This window comes from Maridesulfovibrio sp., assembly GCF_965230075.1.
Lineage (GTDB): Bacteria > Desulfobacterota > Desulfovibrionia > Desulfovibrionales > Desulfovibrionaceae > Maridesulfovibrio.
In genome coordinates this window covers 348,332-366,065 of sequence record NZ_OZ245945.1, presented here as the reverse complement: position 1 = coordinate 366,065, position 17,734 = coordinate 348,332, and the positions used below count along the sequence as shown (strand labels likewise).

16 protein-coding genes and 1 pseudogene are annotated in these 17,734 nt (G+C 50.4%); 5 read left to right on the top strand and 12 right to left on the bottom strand.

Annotation, left to right across the window (positions count from 1 at the left end; genetic code table 11):
* Positions 1 to 5: 5 nt before the first annotated feature.
* The 11 genes and pseudogenes from ACO05Z_RS01595 to ACO05Z_RS01545 form a co-directional block, all read right to left on the bottom strand.
* Positions 6 to 605 (bottom strand): hypothetical protein, encoded by a 600-nt coding sequence (locus ACO05Z_RS01595; protein WP_421899795.1) that lies wholly within the window; start codon positions 603 to 605, stop codon positions 6 to 8.
* Positions 606 to 717: 112 nt separating this feature from the next.
* Positions 718 to 1,533, bottom strand: coding sequence for an ethanolamine utilization protein EutJ (eutJ, locus tag ACO05Z_RS01590; protein WP_421899792.1), 816 nt, complete (start codon positions 1,531 to 1,533; stop codon positions 718 to 720).
* Between the two features lie 142 nt (positions 1,534 to 1,675).
* Entirely contained in the window at positions 1,676 to 2,347 is a 672-nt protein-coding gene (locus ACO05Z_RS01585; RefSeq protein WP_421899789.1) for a phosphate propanoyltransferase, read from the bottom strand.
* A gap of 152 nt (positions 2,348 to 2,499) precedes the next feature.
* Positions 2,500 to 2,784 carry an ethanolamine utilization microcompartment protein EutM gene (gene eutM, locus ACO05Z_RS01580; RefSeq protein WP_015850358.1) on the bottom strand — a complete coding sequence of 95 codons (285 nt, stop codon included), beginning with the start codon at positions 2,782 to 2,784 and terminating at the stop codon, positions 2,500 to 2,502.
* Between the two features lie 105 nt (positions 2,785 to 2,889).
* Complete coding sequence (locus ACO05Z_RS01575; protein ID WP_421899786.1) at positions 2,890 to 4,335, bottom strand: acetaldehyde dehydrogenase (acetylating); 1,446 nt, start codon at positions 4,333 to 4,335, stop codon at positions 2,890 to 2,892.
* A 4-nt stretch (positions 4,336 to 4,339) separates the two neighbouring features.
* Positions 4,340 to 5,014, bottom strand: a complete 675-nt coding sequence (locus ACO05Z_RS01570) for a BMC domain-containing protein (protein WP_421899784.1) — start codon at positions 5,012 to 5,014, stop codon at positions 4,340 to 4,342.
* A gap of 29 nt (positions 5,015 to 5,043) precedes the next feature.
* A complete protein-coding gene (gene cutD / locus ACO05Z_RS01565) occupies positions 5,044 to 5,973 on the bottom strand; it encodes a choline TMA-lyase-activating enzyme (protein WP_421899781.1) in 930 nt (309 codons plus the stop codon).
* Between the two features lie 67 nt (positions 5,974 to 6,040).
* On the bottom strand, positions 6,041 to 8,596 hold the full coding sequence (gene cutC, locus ACO05Z_RS01560; protein ID WP_421899778.1) for a choline trimethylamine-lyase: 2,556 nt from the start codon (positions 8,594 to 8,596) through the stop codon (positions 6,041 to 6,043).
* Positions 8,597 to 8,626: 30 nt separating this feature from the next.
* Positions 8,627 to 10,114 (bottom strand): aldehyde dehydrogenase family protein, encoded by a 1,488-nt coding sequence (locus ACO05Z_RS01555; protein ID WP_421899776.1) that lies wholly within the window; start codon positions 10,112 to 10,114, stop codon positions 8,627 to 8,629.
* 64 nt (positions 10,115 to 10,178) lie between these two features.
* The gene (locus ACO05Z_RS01550; protein WP_421904150.1) at positions 10,179 to 10,463 is read right to left on the bottom strand and encodes a BMC domain-containing protein; all 285 of its coding nucleotides are present in this window, start codon (positions 10,461 to 10,463) and stop codon (positions 10,179 to 10,181) included.
* Between the two features lie 48 nt (positions 10,464 to 10,511).
* Positions 10,512 to 10,793 (bottom strand): annotated as a pseudogene (locus ACO05Z_RS01545) (BMC domain-containing protein); the annotation flags it as partial.
* A 754-nt stretch (positions 10,794 to 11,547) separates the two neighbouring features.
* Here ACO05Z_RS01545 and ACO05Z_RS01540 point away from each other — a divergent pair.
* From ACO05Z_RS01540 to ACO05Z_RS01520, 5 genes are all read left to right on the top strand, one after another.
* Positions 11,548 to 12,633: a hypothetical protein gene (locus ACO05Z_RS01540; protein WP_421899774.1), complete on the top strand. Its 1,086-nt coding sequence runs from the start codon at positions 11,548 to 11,550 to the stop codon at positions 12,631 to 12,633.
* Entirely contained in the window at positions 12,633 to 12,896 is a 264-nt protein-coding gene (locus ACO05Z_RS01535) for a hypothetical protein (protein ID WP_421899770.1), read from the top strand. Before ACO05Z_RS01540 ends, ACO05Z_RS01535 begins: the two co-directional genes overlap by 1 nt.
* Positions 12,897 to 13,038: 142 nt before the next feature.
* Complete coding sequence (locus ACO05Z_RS01530) at positions 13,039 to 13,902, top strand: MerR family transcriptional regulator (RefSeq protein WP_421899768.1); 864 nt, start codon at positions 13,039 to 13,041, stop codon at positions 13,900 to 13,902.
* 316 nt (positions 13,903 to 14,218) lie between these two features.
* Positions 14,219 to 14,833 (top strand): CatB-related O-acetyltransferase, encoded by a 615-nt coding sequence (locus tag ACO05Z_RS01525; RefSeq protein ID WP_421899765.1) that lies wholly within the window; start codon positions 14,219 to 14,221, stop codon positions 14,831 to 14,833.
* A 128-nt stretch (positions 14,834 to 14,961) separates the two neighbouring features.
* Complete coding sequence (locus tag ACO05Z_RS01520; RefSeq protein WP_421899762.1) at positions 14,962 to 15,717, top strand: DUF362 domain-containing protein; 756 nt, start codon at positions 14,962 to 14,964, stop codon at positions 15,715 to 15,717.
* Positions 15,718 to 15,844: 127 nt separating this feature from the next.
* On the opposite strand, the gene ACO05Z_RS01515 is transcribed toward ACO05Z_RS01520, so the two are convergent.
* Complete coding sequence (locus ACO05Z_RS01515; protein WP_421899759.1) at positions 15,845 to 17,725, bottom strand: aryl-sulfate sulfotransferase; 1,881 nt, start codon at positions 17,723 to 17,725, stop codon at positions 15,845 to 15,847.
* Positions 17,726 to 17,734: the final 9 nt, after the last annotated feature.

The window sequence follows — 17,734 nt, the reverse complement described above, 5'->3', positions numbered from 1 at the left end:
AATCCTTAGAGGGTCTTGCTGATGTTAATGTTCAGTTCCTTGGCTGCTTCTTCGGCCAATGGGGTTACCATTGCCTCGGGCAGTACAACCAATTCCTTAGCACCCTTGCCCGCGGCATCACTGACCACCTTTTCGGTGATCAGTGATTCCCTGACTTTCAGGGACTCGGGCGCCTTGGGTTGAAATCTTTTCATGCCGAAGCCCTGCAGGGTCTTCTCATGCTGCTGATAAAGAGCATACAAAGGACCGGGAGCGGTCTGGCTGTACTCTTCGTAACCGAAGGACAGAACTTCCACGGTGTGGCCCAGCAGCAGCTGGCGAAGCACTTCGGTCATGATCTTGCCGTGAGCCTTGCCCACTGCCAGATCAGACATTTCGCAGACGCACAATGAAGGCACAATGAAGCGGCTGAACTCAGCGCAGTGTGCTTCTTCGCCAAAGAAGTAGTATTCGTATTCATCGCCGAAGCTGTTGCGTACTTTCTCAGCCACAAGGCAGTCACGCTCAGCCAGAACCAAAGCACAAGCTTTATTGGATTCAGGCTTGAGCTGTTTCAGCACTTCTGTTGCGATGGATTGAACTAATTCATTGATGTCTATTGACATATCGATGCCTCCGGCGGCTCTCCGAGGGCTTAAACCCTTTTGCAAAAGGGTTTAAGAATCCCAAAAACTTTTACTAGGGCTTTGCCTCTTCGTAAGAGAAGCTCTGCTTAACTTAACAATTCAGGGCGATGCCCAGCGGGGTTACGAGGAACGGGTTGGCCGGTTTATAGACCGGGATGCCCACTTCCTTTTCCACCACTTTTTCCATGTCCTTGAGGCAGCAGGTACCGCCTACAAGGTAGATGGATGAAATATCACGATCCTTAATGTGAGCTTTAACGATGGTGCCCATTTTCTGCACCACCGGACGAACGACAGGCAGGATCTCATCCTGACGCTCTTTAACCTTTTTCAGGTCTTCAGCTTCTTCAAAGCTGACCTTGAAACTGCCGGAAAGAACCAGAGTCACGTGGGTTCCACCGGTGGGTTCGTCAGCTACGTAAACAACTTCACCGTCTTCCAGCACGGAAAGACCGGTGGTGCCGCCACCGATGTCAACGATAACGCCGTTTTCAAGTCCAAGCACAGCGTTAGCCGCGGTAGGCTCGTCCAGAACATTGGTCACTTCCAGTCCGGCACCTTCAACCACGTACTGATGGGTGGTTACGTCCTTTTTCCCGGTTCCCGGAGGAACCGCGATTGCTGCGCGCTCCAGCTTGCGGCCCAATCTCTCTTCAAGTTCGCCCACCAGTTTGCGGGTGATCTGAGTAGCGCCCATGTAATCAACAACCAGACCGTCTTTGATAACCCGGGCGAATTCCATAGCACAGGCCACAGGTTCCTTCTTGCTGTTCAGAACCACAACCACGATGTACGCGGTACCGAGGTCCACACCCACCAGAAGTTCCTCGTCAGGACTGACGGGAACGGTGTTCTCAATGCAGCTCTCAAGGTCGCTGATCTGCTGGTCAATTGCTGAAAAATCCATGTGCTAAATCTCTTCCCCGCCCACTTAATTTAGTGGCGAAGCCTTAATAAAAGGTTTTGAAGAGTCCAGAGAAACTTTTGCAAAAGTTTCTCTGGCCGCCGGAGGCGAAATCTCTCTATCAAAGCGCAAAGCGCCTCAAAAACTATCTTACAATCTTACCGGTAACAGACTTGTTCCAGCCTGCGCTGTTGCCTTCATCGGGGTCGATGTGCATAGCCAGTTTGAAAGAGGGGTGCACGCGGCAGACAACGTCTTCAAGAATAACCGGACGGTCACTTTCGAGACGTACGCTTACGCGGTCGTTGTCTTTCACGCCGAACTTCTCAGCGTCTTCAGGAGCCATGTGAATATGACGTGCTGCGACGATAACGCCTTCTTCAAGACCGACGATTCCGGTCTGGGAAGCGAGGATGATACCGGGAGTTCCAGCAACATCACCAGACTGGCGAACCGGGGCTTTGATGCCGAGGGTACGCGCTTCGGTGTTGGAAATTTCTACCTGAGAAGCGGAACGTGCGGGTCCGAGAACAGCAACGTTGTCCATGACACCTTTGGGGCCGATGAGACGTACGCGCTCTTCACAGAGGTACTGACCGGGCTGGGAAAGTTCACGAACCGGAGTCAGTGGTTTACCGAAAAGTTCAAGGGCGTCCTGCTCGCTGAGGTGAACGTGGCGGGCGGAAAGTTCTACGGGAATGGGTTCGCTTGCTCCGGTGGATACGGAAACATGCGGAGCTTCGGTCTTCAACTGCTCAATTACGCCTTTGATGACCCCTTCCATGATGTTGTTAATGGCTTGTTCGTTCATGCTCATTTCTATCTGAAAAAAATTATCCGTTCTGATCAGGTATCGCGCTTAGCGCGGTACGGCCCTTTTTATTACGGCCGGGGAAGGTGATTCTATGCGGGCGGAATCTCCCTCCCCGGCCCTGATGCCTCCGGCGAACCGATGGCATTCAAGCTTAATTAACCTTCAGCTTTAGGAAGGATGATTTCAACTTCGCCGTGGGGGCGGGGGATAACGTGTACGCTGATGAGTTCACCAACGTTCTGTGCAGCAGCTGCGCCAGCGTCGGTTGCTGCTTTAACAGCACCAACATCGCCGCGAACCATAACGGTTACGAGACCGCCGCCAACCTGAGTCTTACCGACCAGAGTTACGTTTGCTGCTTTTACCATTGCGTCAGCTGCTTCTACTGCGCCAACGAGACCTTTGGTTTCAATCATACCCAGTGCGTTCAATGAGGACATTTTTGTTCTCCTTTAAATTGATTTATCGGCCCCCTAAGGGGCCACCCTCTATTCCCTTATGCGGGAATCGCTTTTTATTTTAGAGCGGGAAGTTTTTACTTCCGGCTATACCATCTGTTTCAGCTGCTCAACGATCATGGAGGTGATTGCCTGCACGTCGATGGAATCGGAACCGGTTGCCTGAGCCGCAGGAGCGGATTCGCAGCAGGTGTTACCGAGATCGTAAGCAAGTCTTCTCACGTTCATGAGGTTGAGCGGAGTTACGTTATCGGAAGTGGAGCTTCCGCCTACAGTACCGCAACCAAGGGTAAAGGAGGGGAAGAGAGAGGTAGAGAGACCTACAGCACCGTGGGTGGACGGAGTGTTAACCAGCATTCTGGAAACAGGCTTCTTCATACCGAATTCACGGATAACTTCTTCGTTCTTGGAGTGGATAGCCAGAGAGTGACCGATACCGCCGTTTTCCAGCAGAGCGTGGCACATCTCGCATGCTTCCTTCCAATCTTCAACAACGTAGAAACCGAGCAACGCAGTAAGTTTTTCCTTGGAGAAGGGGTACTTTGCGCCAACGCCTTTTTCATCGGAGATGAGCAGGCGGGTTCCTGCGGGCACGGAAATTCCGGCCAGCTTTGCAATGTAGCCTGCGTCGCGGCCAACAATTGCGGGGTTCATGGAACCGTTGCCGCGTTCCATAACGGCTTTAACTTTGGTCAGGTCTTCGCCGTACAGGAAGTAACCGCCCTGTGCGATGAGCTCAGCCTTGACCTGCTCGCAAATGCAGGACTCTGTGATGATGGACTGCTCAGATGCGCAGACAGTACCGTTATCAAAGGTCTTACTTGCAAAAATCTTGGTGACCGCGTCTTTAATATCCGCGGATCTTTCGATGTAGGCGGGAACGTTACCAGCACCAACGCCAAGAGCGGGGGTACCGGAGCTGTATGCAGCCTTTACCATGCCCGGACCACCGGTTGCGAGGATGAGGTCGGCAACTTTCATGAGTTCGCCGCTACCCTGCAGGGTAGGTACGCTCATAACGCTGACCAGATCTTCACATACGCCGCAGTCGTGGAGTACGGAACGGATCATTTCAACGGTTTTACCGATGCATTTCTTTGCGCTGGGGTGCGGGGTGAAAACAATTGCGTTCCCGGACTTCAGTGAAATCATGGACTTGTAGATAGTCGTAGACGTGGGGTTGGTGGAGGGGATGATCCCTGCGATAACACCCATGGGTACGGCGATCTCGACAACTTTCTTTTCCTTGTCGTCGCAAAGCACACCGATAGTTTTCATATCCTTGATTGCTTCGAAAAGATTCTTACTGGCAAGAATGTTCTTGGTTTTCTTGTCTTGAACCTTACCAAAACCGGTCTCTTCATTAGCAAGCGCAGCAAGGGATTCCGCCTGAGCGTAAGCTGCTTCGGAAATAGCCTTTACAATCGCGTCAACCTTTTCCTGACCCATTTCCGCGAGCTCAGCCTGAGCTTTCTTAGCGGCACGAACCAGTGAACGGGCTTCTTGAATGGACAATAAATCCTTGTCTACCATTGGATTACTCCTCTATCTGCCTGGTAACATTTATAATCGCGTCAATAAGGCTCTTCTTGGTGGCTTTCTTGACCTCTTCATGGGGCAGTGAAATACCTTCCAAGTTTCTGGCTATCTGCCGAACCTTACTGATTTTCATTTTCCTGAGTTCCGCGGGCTTGTACTGCGGGGTTGCTTCCTTTGCCTTGGAGGCTTTGGGAGCTTCCGGAACAGCTTTTTCAGCCCTGGGTGCGGACTCCTGCACTGCCGGAGCTTCAGTTTCCTCTTTCAGAACCTCGGGTTCTGCTTTAGGGGCTTCCTCGACTTCGACTTTTTCCTCCGCGGGAGCAGGCGCGGCCTGCTCTTCCGCAGAAGCGGGAGATTGTGCAACTTCCCGTGAAATTTCTTTTTCTTCTACGACCGGTACGCTGGTTGCGATGATCTTGCTGATCTCATCGTAAGGACGGGCGATCACGTGATGAGAAACCAGTTCCGAGCCATCAATGCGCAGAATTGCAGCGGTACCTGCTTCTACAGCAGCCTGAACTGCGGAGACTTCCCCGGTAACGGAGATGGTCACCAGCCCACCACCGGAAATGCTTTTCTCCAGCAGGGTTACTGCAGCGGCTTTGAGCATGGCATCAGCGCCTTCAATGGCAGCCAGCAGCCCTTTTGTTTCAATGAATCCAAGTGCATCCATAGTTATGTTCTCCCTTTTCATTGATCGGCTTAGTGTCTAACCACTGCGACCGGAAAATCGTATTTGCTGATAGCCTGTTCAATGCGCTCAAGATCTGCATTGCTCAGTTTGGGGTCACCTTCCACCGGGTATTCCCAGCCCATCTGGGTGTATTTGTTAACGCCCATCTTGTGGTATGGAAGCAAATCCACCCCTTTGAAATTTTTGAGATCCTTATAAGGCTTGAGCAGTTCGACAAGCTGAAGGATTTCTTCTTCACCATCGTTAACACCCTTGAGCATGGGCATTCTAATTTTGACGTTGTATCTGTTCTCAAGAAGCCAGATCAGGTTCTGGAGGATCATTTCATTTCGCACACCGGTGATTTCGCGATGGCGTTCGGAATTCATATGTTTAACGTCGTAAAGGAAGAGATCGACGAAGGGGGCAACTTTTTCGACCACTTCAGGACGAGCGTAACCGCAGGTTTCAATAGCAGTGTTAATGCCGACCTGTTTGCAGGCCTGAAGAAGGCTTGCTGCTGCTTCGGGCTGGGACAGGACTTCACCGCCACCCAGAGTCACGCCGCCACCGGAAGTTTCGTAGAAAGGACGGTCTTCTTCGATGATCTCAAGCAGCTCAGAAATAGTTTTTGTTTCGCCAACGATGGCCAAGGCACTCTGCATACAGGCTTTTTCACACTCGCGGCAGCCTACGCACTCAATATCGCGGTCGATGGTGTGCTCACCAGCGGCATTCATTTTATGAATGCCAACGGGACAGACGGAGGCACATGCTCCGCAGTTGATACACTGATCCTTTTTGAAAAGGACGTTGTATCTTTTATGCTGTCCCTCGGGATTCGAGCACCATTCACAGCGCAGGGGGCACCCCTGAAAGAATACGAGAGTTCTCACTCCCGGACCGTCATGCATATTATATTTCTGTATGTTGAATATCTGTGCTTTTCTTTCAATCACGGTACTTATCTCTTGCTGTTTATGTTGCGTTGAATCCCGAGGGATTTTATTCAATTAGTAATCGACCTTAGAAGTCGTTCATCATGGTACGGCTGATGATTTCATCCTGTACGTCTTTGCAGAGCTCCACGAAGAATGCAGAGTAACCTGCTACGCGAACAACGAGGTCACGGTACTTCTCAGGGTGCTTCTGAGCGTCGAGAAGAGTTGCGTTATCAAGGTAGTTGAACTGCATTTCACCGTTACCCAGAGTGTTTGCAGTACGCAGCAGGGTAATGAGTGAATTTTCGCCTTCCTGAGTATCGAGCAGACCGGACATGATCTTGAAGTTGTGAACCATACCGAGGTTCATCATGTCGTTAGCCATCTTGGAAACAGACTTAATAACCGCGGTGGGTCCTTTGTAGTCTGCACCCTGTGTCGGGCTGATACCGTCGGAAAGAGGCATCCATGCATCACGACCGTTAGCGGAAGCACCGAGGAGCTGTCCGAAGGGGGTGTTGTTGGAGATGGACAGGGTACCGTGGCAAAGTGTGGAGTACAGGGTCTTGTGCTTGCGGTGCTCCACTTCAGTAAAGTGAACGAGGTCTGCGCAGATCATATCTACGTAGTCATCGTCGTTACCGTACTTAGGTGCGGCGAGGCAGTCTGCCTTGATCTGATCGTAACCCTTGAATTCAGCAACGAGAGCTTCGTTCATCTGAGCGAGGGTGTATTTCTTCTCATCGTAAACCAGCTTTTTGATGGCTGCCATGGAGTCCGCGTAGGTTGCGAGACCGGACCAGACAACGCCGGGACCGAAGTTGTACATGGCGCCGCCGGAGGCTACGTCCTTGCCGGACTCCATGGTGCCTTCGTACATGAGGGACATGAGGGGTTTAGGAGCATGATCCCTATGAACGCGCTGGGAAATTACGGTAGCAACGTTGGTCCATTTGGTAACGTACTTGATCATTTCCTTAACAGCACCATCGAATTTTTCGTAGGTGTCGTATTTCTCAAGAGGACCGAAGTCGGGGCAAACCTGCTTGCCGTACCAGAGGGGTACGCCGTGGTTCAGAACCAACTCGATGCAGATAGGCCACTGGGTGTAAGCAGTAGAAGTCCACTGGTAAAGGCGACCTGATTTCTGAGGCTCAACACAACCCATGAGGCAGTAGTCGCGAGCATCTTCAATGGAAACACCTTTAGCGAGCATCATTTTGATGTGAGCATCGTCAAAGTGAACTGCGGGGAAACCCATACCTGCGCGGATAACTTCAACAATCTTCTTCAGGTATTTCTGGGGAGATTTTGTGTGTACGCGGGTAGCCAGTGTGGGCTGGTAAATTTTAACGTGACGAACTGCGTCCATGAGCAGGTAGGTCAGATCGTTAGTTGCGTCGAAACCTTCGCGGGTAACACCACCAACGCACATGTTAACGAAGGGCTGGTAACCTGCGAAGAACTTGGAAGCATCTTCACTGGTGATCCACATCATTTCGGACATCTTGATGAGCATACAACCAGCGAGGTCGAAAGCTTCGTATTCAGTCATGCGGCCTGCTTCGAGGTCAGCCTTGAAGTAGGGGTACATGTACTGGTCAACACGGCCGATGGACATACCGGTCTGGTTTTCTTCAACAACCAGCAGGGACTCGATGGTCCATACTGCCTGTACAGCTTCCCAGAAAGTCTCGGGCTTGTGTGCAGGTACGCGAGCGTTGACTTCAGAGATTTTGAGCAGTTCAGCTTTACGCTTAGGATCAGTTTCCTGAGCGGCTTTCTGTGCTGCGTACTCGGAAAGACGCTTGGCGTAGATCATTACACCTTCAGCGGTATCGATTACGGACTTGTAGAAGTAGATTTTATCGATATCTTCGGGATTATCGTAGTCGAGAGCTTCAAGGTGAGCTTCAGCTTCGGCTTTGATGTCGAGCATGCCCTTGTTCATCAGGATGACATCGTAACCGGGGTTGGAGTCACCACCACCGTTTACAGCGTGGTAGGAGCAATCGGAAACGTAGGATTCACCGGAGAGTTCCCAGAGACCTGCTTCACGGTACTGGCCTTCGCAGTATTCGTCGAGGGACTTGCTTTCCCAGAAGGGGAAAAGTTCTTCCTTCATGTATTTCTTGTCTTCTTCAGAAATGTAGAAGGGGTCCTGCGGACGGTAAGCAATAGTTTCCAGCTCGTCTCTCATCCAGCGCCATGCGATTTCAGGAGAGAAGGAACCACGGCGGGGAGCACCGGTGGGGTTACCGATGATAAGTTCGTGATCCTGGATTACCAACGGAGCCTGTTCGCAGCTGGCTTTGAAGCTCATACCGCGCAGGGTTGCCGGATGAATACCGGGGTTCGCCTTGGCGATTTCGGTCATCACGCGAGCGGACTCAACACCGATGGAGGGAACCTGCTTGAGGAAGTTCTCTTTCAGTTTAACGTGACGATCGGTGGGACCATCGGGGATACCGGTAGTCTCAGCGCTGGGGACATAGGTAGATGCCGCTGCAGGCTGTGCTGCGCCTTCTTTGAATACTTCAGCGGAAACGCCCTCGAAAATCTTTTTCAGCGAGGCACGCTCTGCATCGGAAAGGTTTTTGGTAGCTTCAGCAAGCTTGTTGGAAAAACTTTGAAGATCCACTGTATTTCCTCCGTTTAATGGATTTGATTCTTAGCGATCCGCAGGATCATCTATGGCTTCAATGGCCTTTTGCAGGATCTGTTGAATAACCTGCACCATATTGGAATCGTTAGCTTTTACTTTATATTGACCGCCTGTCTGGCCGCACTGTCCCAGAACATCCTCAGCACGCCTTACCCCGCAGCCGACCTTCCTGATGTAGATAAGGTTCATGGGGGAAACGTTGTCTGAAGTGATTCCGAATCCGGCAGAAGAACTGCCCAGAGTCATTGAGGGGAACAGATTGGTGGTGGCGCCCATGCCGCCGAAAGCTGCCGGGGTGTTGACCAGAAGGCGACCAACAGGCTTCTTCAGCGCGAACTGGAGAATCACATCCTCATCTGCGGAGTGAATAACCAGAGTGTGGGCATTCCTTTCATGCAGCAGCAACTCAATGCACTTTTCACATGCGTGCATCCAGTCGTCCTCCACATAAAGGGCCAGTACAGGGGAAAGAAATTCTCTGTAGTAAGGGTCGGTGTCGGAAACGTATTTGCGCTCCGCCACCAGAACGGTGGTATTTTCAGGAATGCTGAAACCGGCTCTGCGGGCCAGCACTTCTGCAGATTGTCCGGCCATACCTTTCCTGCGCTGTCCGTCAGGCGCGATGAACAGTTCGGCCAAAGCTTCGGCCTCACTCTCGGACATGAAGTATGCCCCGCAGGAATTAAGGGAGTGGCGCACATTATCGGCAACACAGGAATCGACAACGATGGATTGCTCCGCAGAGGGAGCAATCCCGTTATCAAAAGTCTTGCTGGCAATGATATCTTTAACAGCCTGCCCAATGTCGGCAGTACGTTCGATAAATGCCGGACCGTTGCCGGTTCCCCCGTAAATGACCGGCTTGCCGGTTTTCTGGGCGTATCCGATCATCCCGGGAACTCCGGTAACCATGACCAGAGAGACGTTCCTGTGATTCATAAGTTCACAGGTTCCGCTTTTGGTGACCGTCTCCAGATAGGAGAGGCAACCTTCAGGAAGGCCGCAGGCTTCTCCGGCCTCGATCATGATGTCCAGAACCCGGCCGATGCTTTTTACTGCACCGGGATGGGGGGAAAAAATAACACCGTTTCCAGATTTGATTGCAATCAGGGTATTGTAAACCGTGGTTGAAACCGGACCTGTCACCGGACAGAGAGCAGCGATAACTCCGACGGGAACACCGATGTCAGTAATCTTTTTCTGGGTGTCTTCTTTGATAACACCCACACAGCGCATACCGCGCAATTCCTTACGGACCTGATTACAGACGAAACGGTTCTTGACCAGCTTGTCCTGCCATTTGCCGCCGTCAGTCTCTTCGTGAGACATGAGCGCCAGCTCTTCGGCATGCTCCTCAACCGCATCCGCAATATGCTCGACGATTTCATCAAGCTTCTCCTGCGGGAAGGTTGCCAGCTTCTTCTGAGCCTCGAGGGCTACTTCTGCCAGAATTCTAGCCTGCTGGATGGAGAGCAAATCGTTATCAACAATCATCGCTTACCCCTTTACCTGTGACTGAAACGTTTATTCGTTTTCCGGTTCCTGCCTGATTCCGAACTTAAGGAAGCAGGTTATCGATTGCGTAGATCTTGGTGATCTGTTCCAGATCGCGATGGGGTGTAGGAATAACGAGGGATGCGTATACTTTCGCGTCCATATTTTCCACAGCTTTCACGCCAGCTTCAACAGCTGCCTGACAGGCTGCCACATCACCCTGAACCAGTACGGAAATGTATCCGGAAGCAACGTTCTCGTAGCCGATGAGTTCAACATCAGCGGCCTTCATCATTGCGTCTGCCGCTTCAAGGACAAAAACAATGCCGAATGTTTCAATCAGACCCATTGCCCGGGGACGGGGGCCGGAGTAATCGGTGTCCGTGGTCTCCACACCATGGACGTTCACGATGTCGCCGACGCCGCGAATGGGGCGGGGCATAACGTTCTGTGCAGTGAGTTCGCCGATTTCTTTTGCAGTTGCGGCACCCGCTTCCACGGAAGCCTTTACTGCGGCAACATCACCCTTGACCATTACGGCTACAAGGGTAGACCCGATGTTTTCATAACCAACGAGTTTAACATCTGCTGTTTTAAGCATCTGGTCCGCGCCGCCGATGGACGGAACCATTCCGAGAGTTTCGATAAGCCCGAGGGCCTCTTCGCCTTGGTATCTCATGTAGTCTCCATTGAGCTGGTATTGCAGTTCATAACCATGACTTATGACTTTTGACGGATGCTTATCTTAAGAATCCACCTTTTCCACATCCTGAACACAGACTAGCCCCTGACCTAAGGGGGAAGGTCAACAGAGATTTCACAATTTTAGCAACTTTTCTTATAACAGACTGGAATCAAAAGCTTTTGCGAGATGACATTTTCGTCACGACAAATTTTACATGATTCTGAAAATCAACGACTTTATTTTCGCAATACCTTTTATTGAGTTTTATTATCATCAAGAAACAAATGGGTTGAACCAGCATTCAGCCTAACATCAAAAACACGACAAAATATGACAACCCATCCTGCAAAAAAATCGATTTTATGACTGAACGGCAAATACAATTTGTAACGCAAATGTAACACTTAAAACTTGCTTTTCTTCATTAACGGATTATTCTAGTAGGTAATATGGGAGATTTATTTTCTATTTTTCTTGCCAAAACGATAAGTTGTTGATTTTAAAGAAATTCATTACGCTTTACCTATTTCCTTATCTGCATTATCAGGCTCATTTTAAGTGCAATCAAAAAAACCTCGTTGACCTTCCCCCTAAGGGAAAGGATATAAATTTAAGAACTAGGACCTTCCCGTTAGGGGAAGGATGTTTTTTCCCTGCGATGTGGAAGCGAATTCATAGACCAGTGACGTAAATGCAGGGATCGAGGGTGTGAATTTCAGATTAACTTTTAATGATTAAGGAGACGACCATGGGGGAAGCATCTGTTGCAATCAACCCGGCAGCCGTCGCTGCAAAGCACAAGCTGGCGACCAGCTTTAAAAGAAAAGGCATTGTTATCGCCCTTCTTTCCGGACTGCTGTACGGTTTTTACACTGCATTCATGACTCTGGGTATGTCCAAGGGCATCTGGGTAGACTGGTATGGTGAAAATTCCGGACTGTCCGCTTTTACTGTTATGTACCTTTTGAGCGCAATCGGCGCGGCAACCACCGACACATGCAGTGCTCTCTGGGCTATGAGTTTTGCAGGTATCCGCGGTCGCTTCGCTGACTTTGTCCGTTGCATCAAAACCAAACCCGGTATGGTAATGGTAGCTGCAGCAATCATCGGTGGTCCTCTCGCAAGTACCGCTTACGTAGTAGGCCTGCAGCTCGCCGGTTCTCTGGTAGTCCCCATTGCCGCGCTCTGCCCAGCAGTTGGTGCTATTCTCGGCCGCTTCCTCTTTAAACAGGAACTCAACGCCCGCATGCTGCTCGGTATCGCCATCTGCTTCGGCGCCAGCTTCATGATCGGCTCCACCAGCCTCGACGGTGCAGGCGGCCCCAACATGATGCTCGGCCTCTTCTTCGGCTTCCTCGCCGCTGTATGCTGGGGTATCGAAGGTTGTGTATGCGGTTACGGTACTTCCATGATCGACCCCGAAATCGGCATCACTATCCGTCAGGTTACCGCTGGTTTCTCCAACCTTTTCATTCTTGTTCCCCTGTTCGGCTTCATCGCACAGATCGATGCATTCGGCATGGTAGTACAGTCCTTCACCGACGGCGAAGCCATGATCTGGTTCGTACTGGCCGGTCTCTCCGCATACCTTACCTTCATGTACTGGTACAAAGGTAACGCAATGTGCGGTGCTGCTCTCGGTATGTCCTGCAACGGAACCTTCTCCTTCTGGGGTCCCTTCTGCTGCTGGATCGTACTCGGTATTGCCATGGGCATGGAAGGCTGGGATATGCCTCCCATCGCATGGGCGGCAGCAATCATCATGGTTATCGGTATCTTCATTATCTCCATGAACCCCATGGATCTGTTCAAGAGCAACGAGGAGAAAGCATAATGTACCCCCTTAACTACGCAATCCTGAAACACTTCACCAAAGTTGAAGAAGCATGCGCAGACTGCGTTATGGAAGCCCTCGCAAGCGAATACAGCACCTTCAAGGCTTTCAAGAAAGACGCAATCATCAACGCCCTGATGACTGCGGAAGCAAACGGACTCCTCGAAGAGTCCCGCTTCGACCTCGACTCCAATCAGGAGCTGCGCGTTTACTACCGCGCACACGAGGAAGGAGCCGCAACAATCAATCAATACATTAAGTAATACCTCACCGAAGCAAGGGGAGCTGTCTCGAGAGAGGCGCTCCCCGCTTTCATTTTAAGAGGAGCGTACATCTGCGCACGTAAAAATATTGAGTTGAAAAAATATTCGAAATACCGGACCATAAGAACTGGAGGAGATACCAGTGAAATACAAGGAACGCTATTTCATAGGGGATATGAGCAAGATCTGTAACATCTCCAAAAAAGCACTACGTTATTACGACCAGATCAATCTCATCCCCTCTCAGCGACACGACTACAACAACTACAGGTACTACACCCGGGAGTCCCTGCTCTCAGTCCCGGTTATCAAGTACTACAAACAGATGGGTTTCACCCTTGAAGAGATGAAAGAATTCATCGAGGGTAGCGCACAACACATATTCAAATCCATCCAGCACTCGTTCCGCGCAAAGATCAGGGAACTTGAGGACGAACAGGAAAAAATCCGCCGCAGGCATGTATCGGTCAAGGACTGGTACGAGTTAGTCCGTGAAGCGGAAATGGTTATCGACAACAACATTAACGAAGTTTCGATCAAGTACATTGAGAGCAGTGCCCTGCTCTTTCAGGACCAGAAATTTGAAAACGACCTGCAATGGTCAATTATCAACCTTGAATTCACCCAGCATGTGGAAGATGTGAATAACGAGATCACCGGACCGGTTATCATCAACTTCTCATCCCGCAAGGACCGCATCGAAGAAGTGGATCAAGAAATCAAGATGCTGCAGAAGACAGTTATTCCCTGCAGCGAAGAGAACATTTATGAGTTTGGCGGGGACATGATGCTCTCCTGCTACCATATCGGTGCCCACGAAGACATCCGCAAAACTTACATGAAGATGGAACGTTGGGCTGCCAACAACGGCTACCTGCTGGGCGAAGAGTCCTTTGAGCGGTATGTGACCGACTACTGGACCACCAGTAACAGCGAAAAATTCGTAACCGAAGTCCTGATCAAATGCTCGCGGCACGGTGATCAGGAAAATTATAACCGCGACTAAAAATGTTTTTACATCAGCCCGCTTTCTGCTCGAAGCGGGCTTTTTTATTCCACTCAAAGCGGTACTTGCCAAACAAAGGAACAAGCAATAGATTCCAATTTATCTGATTTAGATCTTCAGAACGAAAAGAATTAACGATGCTTTTATTACCCCACCTTGTTATTATCCAAACACATGCGGCAATGATTGTCCCCCGCCGTATCAAGACCGCAGTCTGACTTTTTTTTCAGCCGCTTCCCTAGGATTATTCCGTCCTTTTAACTGAGACAATGCACACAGGGTCTAGCCATAGACTATTCACTTCTTGGAGGCATCAATGGATAAAAATCCTTTTGAATCCCCATTTGAGGGATATGAAATCAGACAACATCTGAAGAACAAAAACATCATAGCCGGACGCCACAGCTACTACTCCGGATACTATCACGGTCACCACTTTGAAGAAAACGTTCGCTATCTGCACCCGGAACTGGATGATGTAGACAAACTCATTATCGGTAAGTTCTGCTCCCTAGGCTCTGGCGCAACCTTCATAATGGCAGGAAACCAAGGTCATCGGCACGATTGGGCAAGCACATATCCATTCCATTATATGGATGACTTCAGCCATGCAAAAGATGGCTTTCTCCGTAAGGGGAACACTGAGGTCGGCAACGATGTATGGATCGGAACCGAAGCCATGATAATGCCGGGAGTAACTATCGGGCATGGAGCCGTTATCGCTGCCCGCGCAGTTGTAACTAAAGACGTCAATCATTATGAAATCGTTGCAGGAAACCCTGCGAAAAATCTTCGCAAACGTTTTTCAGAAGACGAAATAAATATGCTTTTAGAACTGGCCTGGTGGGATTGGACAGATGAAAAGATCAAGCGCAACATGACGCTGCTCACAGACGGCAACATAAGCCGGTTGTATACCGAACACGCTTAAAAATTAGGAAGCCTCGCAGCGGTCCATGCTGCGGGACTTCCTTTTTGCAGAAATAGATTTATATTAAAGCAAGGCCTCACTCAGGCAAAACCACTGCCAATTTCCGATCCCCGCAAGCAAGGATTAACATGCACAGCGTAGCAGAAATCAAATATACGAATTACCGCAGTTCCGTCACGGAAGCACTGGACAAAATAGGAGCGGCAACAGCCATAGCCGCTGAAGAGAAAATCCTGCTCAAGCCCAATCTGGTCAACAGCTCGCCGCCTCCGGTGACCACCGAACCTGAATTCTGCCGGGCAGTAATTAAATATGTGCAGGCCGCCAATCCGGACGCTGAAATCATCATCGCTGAAGGATGCGGGGACTTGAATTATGAAACGGACGAGATATTCCGCCTGCTGGGTTATGAAAAACTTGCAGAAGAATGTGGGGTGAAACTGCTGGACCTGAACCATGCCCCGCTTTGCGAAAAGAAAATGGAAGGGGCCAAGGTATTCCCGACCATTTACCTGCCGGAAATAGCTTTCACTCATAGAATTATCTCCCTGCCCAATCTCAAGGCCCACTCACTGGCCGGGATAACCGGAGCCATCAAGAACATGATGGGCTTTGCGCCGCCATCACATTACAATGCCGGGAGCTGGAAAAAATCGTTTTTCCATCAGCAGATGCAGCAATCGGTGAAGGAACTGAGCATGTTCATCCCACCGTGGCTCTCGGTAATGGACGCCAGCGTAGGCTTAGCCGACTACCATCTCGGCGGCGCACTCTGCAATCCTGCCCCTGAGGTAATACTTGCCAGTTTCGATGCAGTAGAGCTGGACCGTAGGGCCGCTGAGATCCTCGGTCTGAGCTGGCGTGATATTGGCCATCTGCGCTAGTTTTAAACTATAAAAAAGGGCTTGCGACTCCACTCGCAAACCCTTTCAGGTGGGTATATCTTAAGAACCACCACACAACCTCGCCAATACGGGGCAGAACCCTCTGCCCTACCCCGCTTTTATTTTCCTAGCAATAAATGGTTACCCCGGTCTGGAACATCTTGTCATTGTAGATGACCTTGATGTCGTATTTGCCGGAAAGACCGTTCTTGCTGATATTCATTTTAAGCTGACGGTCATCTTTTTCAAGAAAAGCACCGGAACACATGGCAAGATGGTTCACAGCTGCGGTGTTCAAATAGTAACCGCGTCTTTCCTCTTCTCCGTCGAAGACAACCATGGCAAGGGAGCCGTGCTCGAACATACCGTGGAAGACCAGACGGTCTTCGTCTTCTTCAATAACGATTTCACGTTCGGAGGGTGTCAGTTCATTAACTTCATCCACATCAGGGATGGTGTCGAAGGTGGGAGTCACGTCCAGCTGGCCCACGAGCTTGCCTTCACCGAAAACGAGATTATCCCCGCCATGGTAAGGTGAAAGCTTTTCAGCGCGGTAGAAGTTACCTTCCACATCCAATTCGTACATGACCACGCCGTCCTTCTGCTCCACAGTTACGGAACGGAGTTCCACACCGGGTTCGTCAGTGTCGAGGAATGCCCCCAGACCATCGGAAGCCCAACCGTCGATGGAGGAAATACCGCCGGAATGGACCAGATAGTGGTCCTCTTCATAGTATTCCACATTGCAGATGTAGGGAGAAAAGAATTCCTGACCGCGTTCCTTACCGTACTGCCAGATCTGCTCGATTTCCATTTTCTCGGTATCGATGCGGTAGCGCACGCCGCGGGAGAAGTTCTCGCTGTTCTTGATGTATTTTTCCTTGGCCTTGGCGCGATACTGCCCGTTGTCAAAGCACATGATGTCGCCATCCGGGCAGACAACGCAGGCATGCTGTTCATACTGCCAGTCAAAATTCTCCACATCGCCGACGGGCTTGAAGAAATATTTGTCAACCATTTCCTGAGGCCAACCTTCGGGATCACCGACAATCCAATTCAGGGTGCTGTCATCGTAGTTGAAGTTGACCACGGCATCCTGATGACGGCCGGAGATGGTGATGGTCTTGTTGTCTTTATTGTACCAGAGAGCGTTGTTGTGAAACCAGTCATGAGCGTCCTGAGAACCGGAACCGCCCACATTCTGGGGCAGGAAATCCTTGAAGTCCCATGTGCGCAGCACTTCACCCGTTTCGCGGTCCAGCAGTGCGATCATGTCTTCCACGGTATCGGTATGGAAATCCTGAGTCAGGGAAAGGATATTGCCGTCTTCCATTTCCCACTGGTCGTGGTGGTAGTTACCGGGCATCCGGTATTCTTTGTAAATCTTACCGAGCAGGCTCAATTCAATCAGCCCTGTAGAGTTGTAGGGCATGCGGCAGAAACGGTGGGAACCGGTCAGAATATTGCCGTTCTTAAGACGCTTGATGTCAAACATGGTGTTGATGGTCAGCAACCAACGGATATCGCCCTTGTAGTCGTACCCAGTCGGCAGGTTCTTACCGGCAGGGGAAAGGAACATGATATTGTTCCCGAAGTAATCCTGAGAAGTACTGACGCTATTACAACGGCAGACGTCTGCGGGAAGCTCTTCAGACTGAACCATGAAAGTCTTGGACTCGCCACTGGAAAGTTCCACACTGACCTTGGTTTCCATGCCTTCATACAGGCAAAGAACAGGCAGGGCGTGAGAAGTTGCCTTGGGAAAACTGTGAGTGATGTCTTCACGGCTGTTGCGCTTACCGTGTACAGTCAGGGTCACTTCAACTTCCGCATCGGTCTTGAACAGGATCAACGCGGACAGAGGGTTGATGAGATAAGGGTTGACCACCACATGCGCATTTTTAAGCGCAGGCTTTTCCGCTTCAAAAGCATCGAGAAATGTTTTTTCCGCACGGTTCTGACGAGTGATCAGGTTATCTTCGCTTGTGTAAACTACTTTATTACCCATGATTCTGCT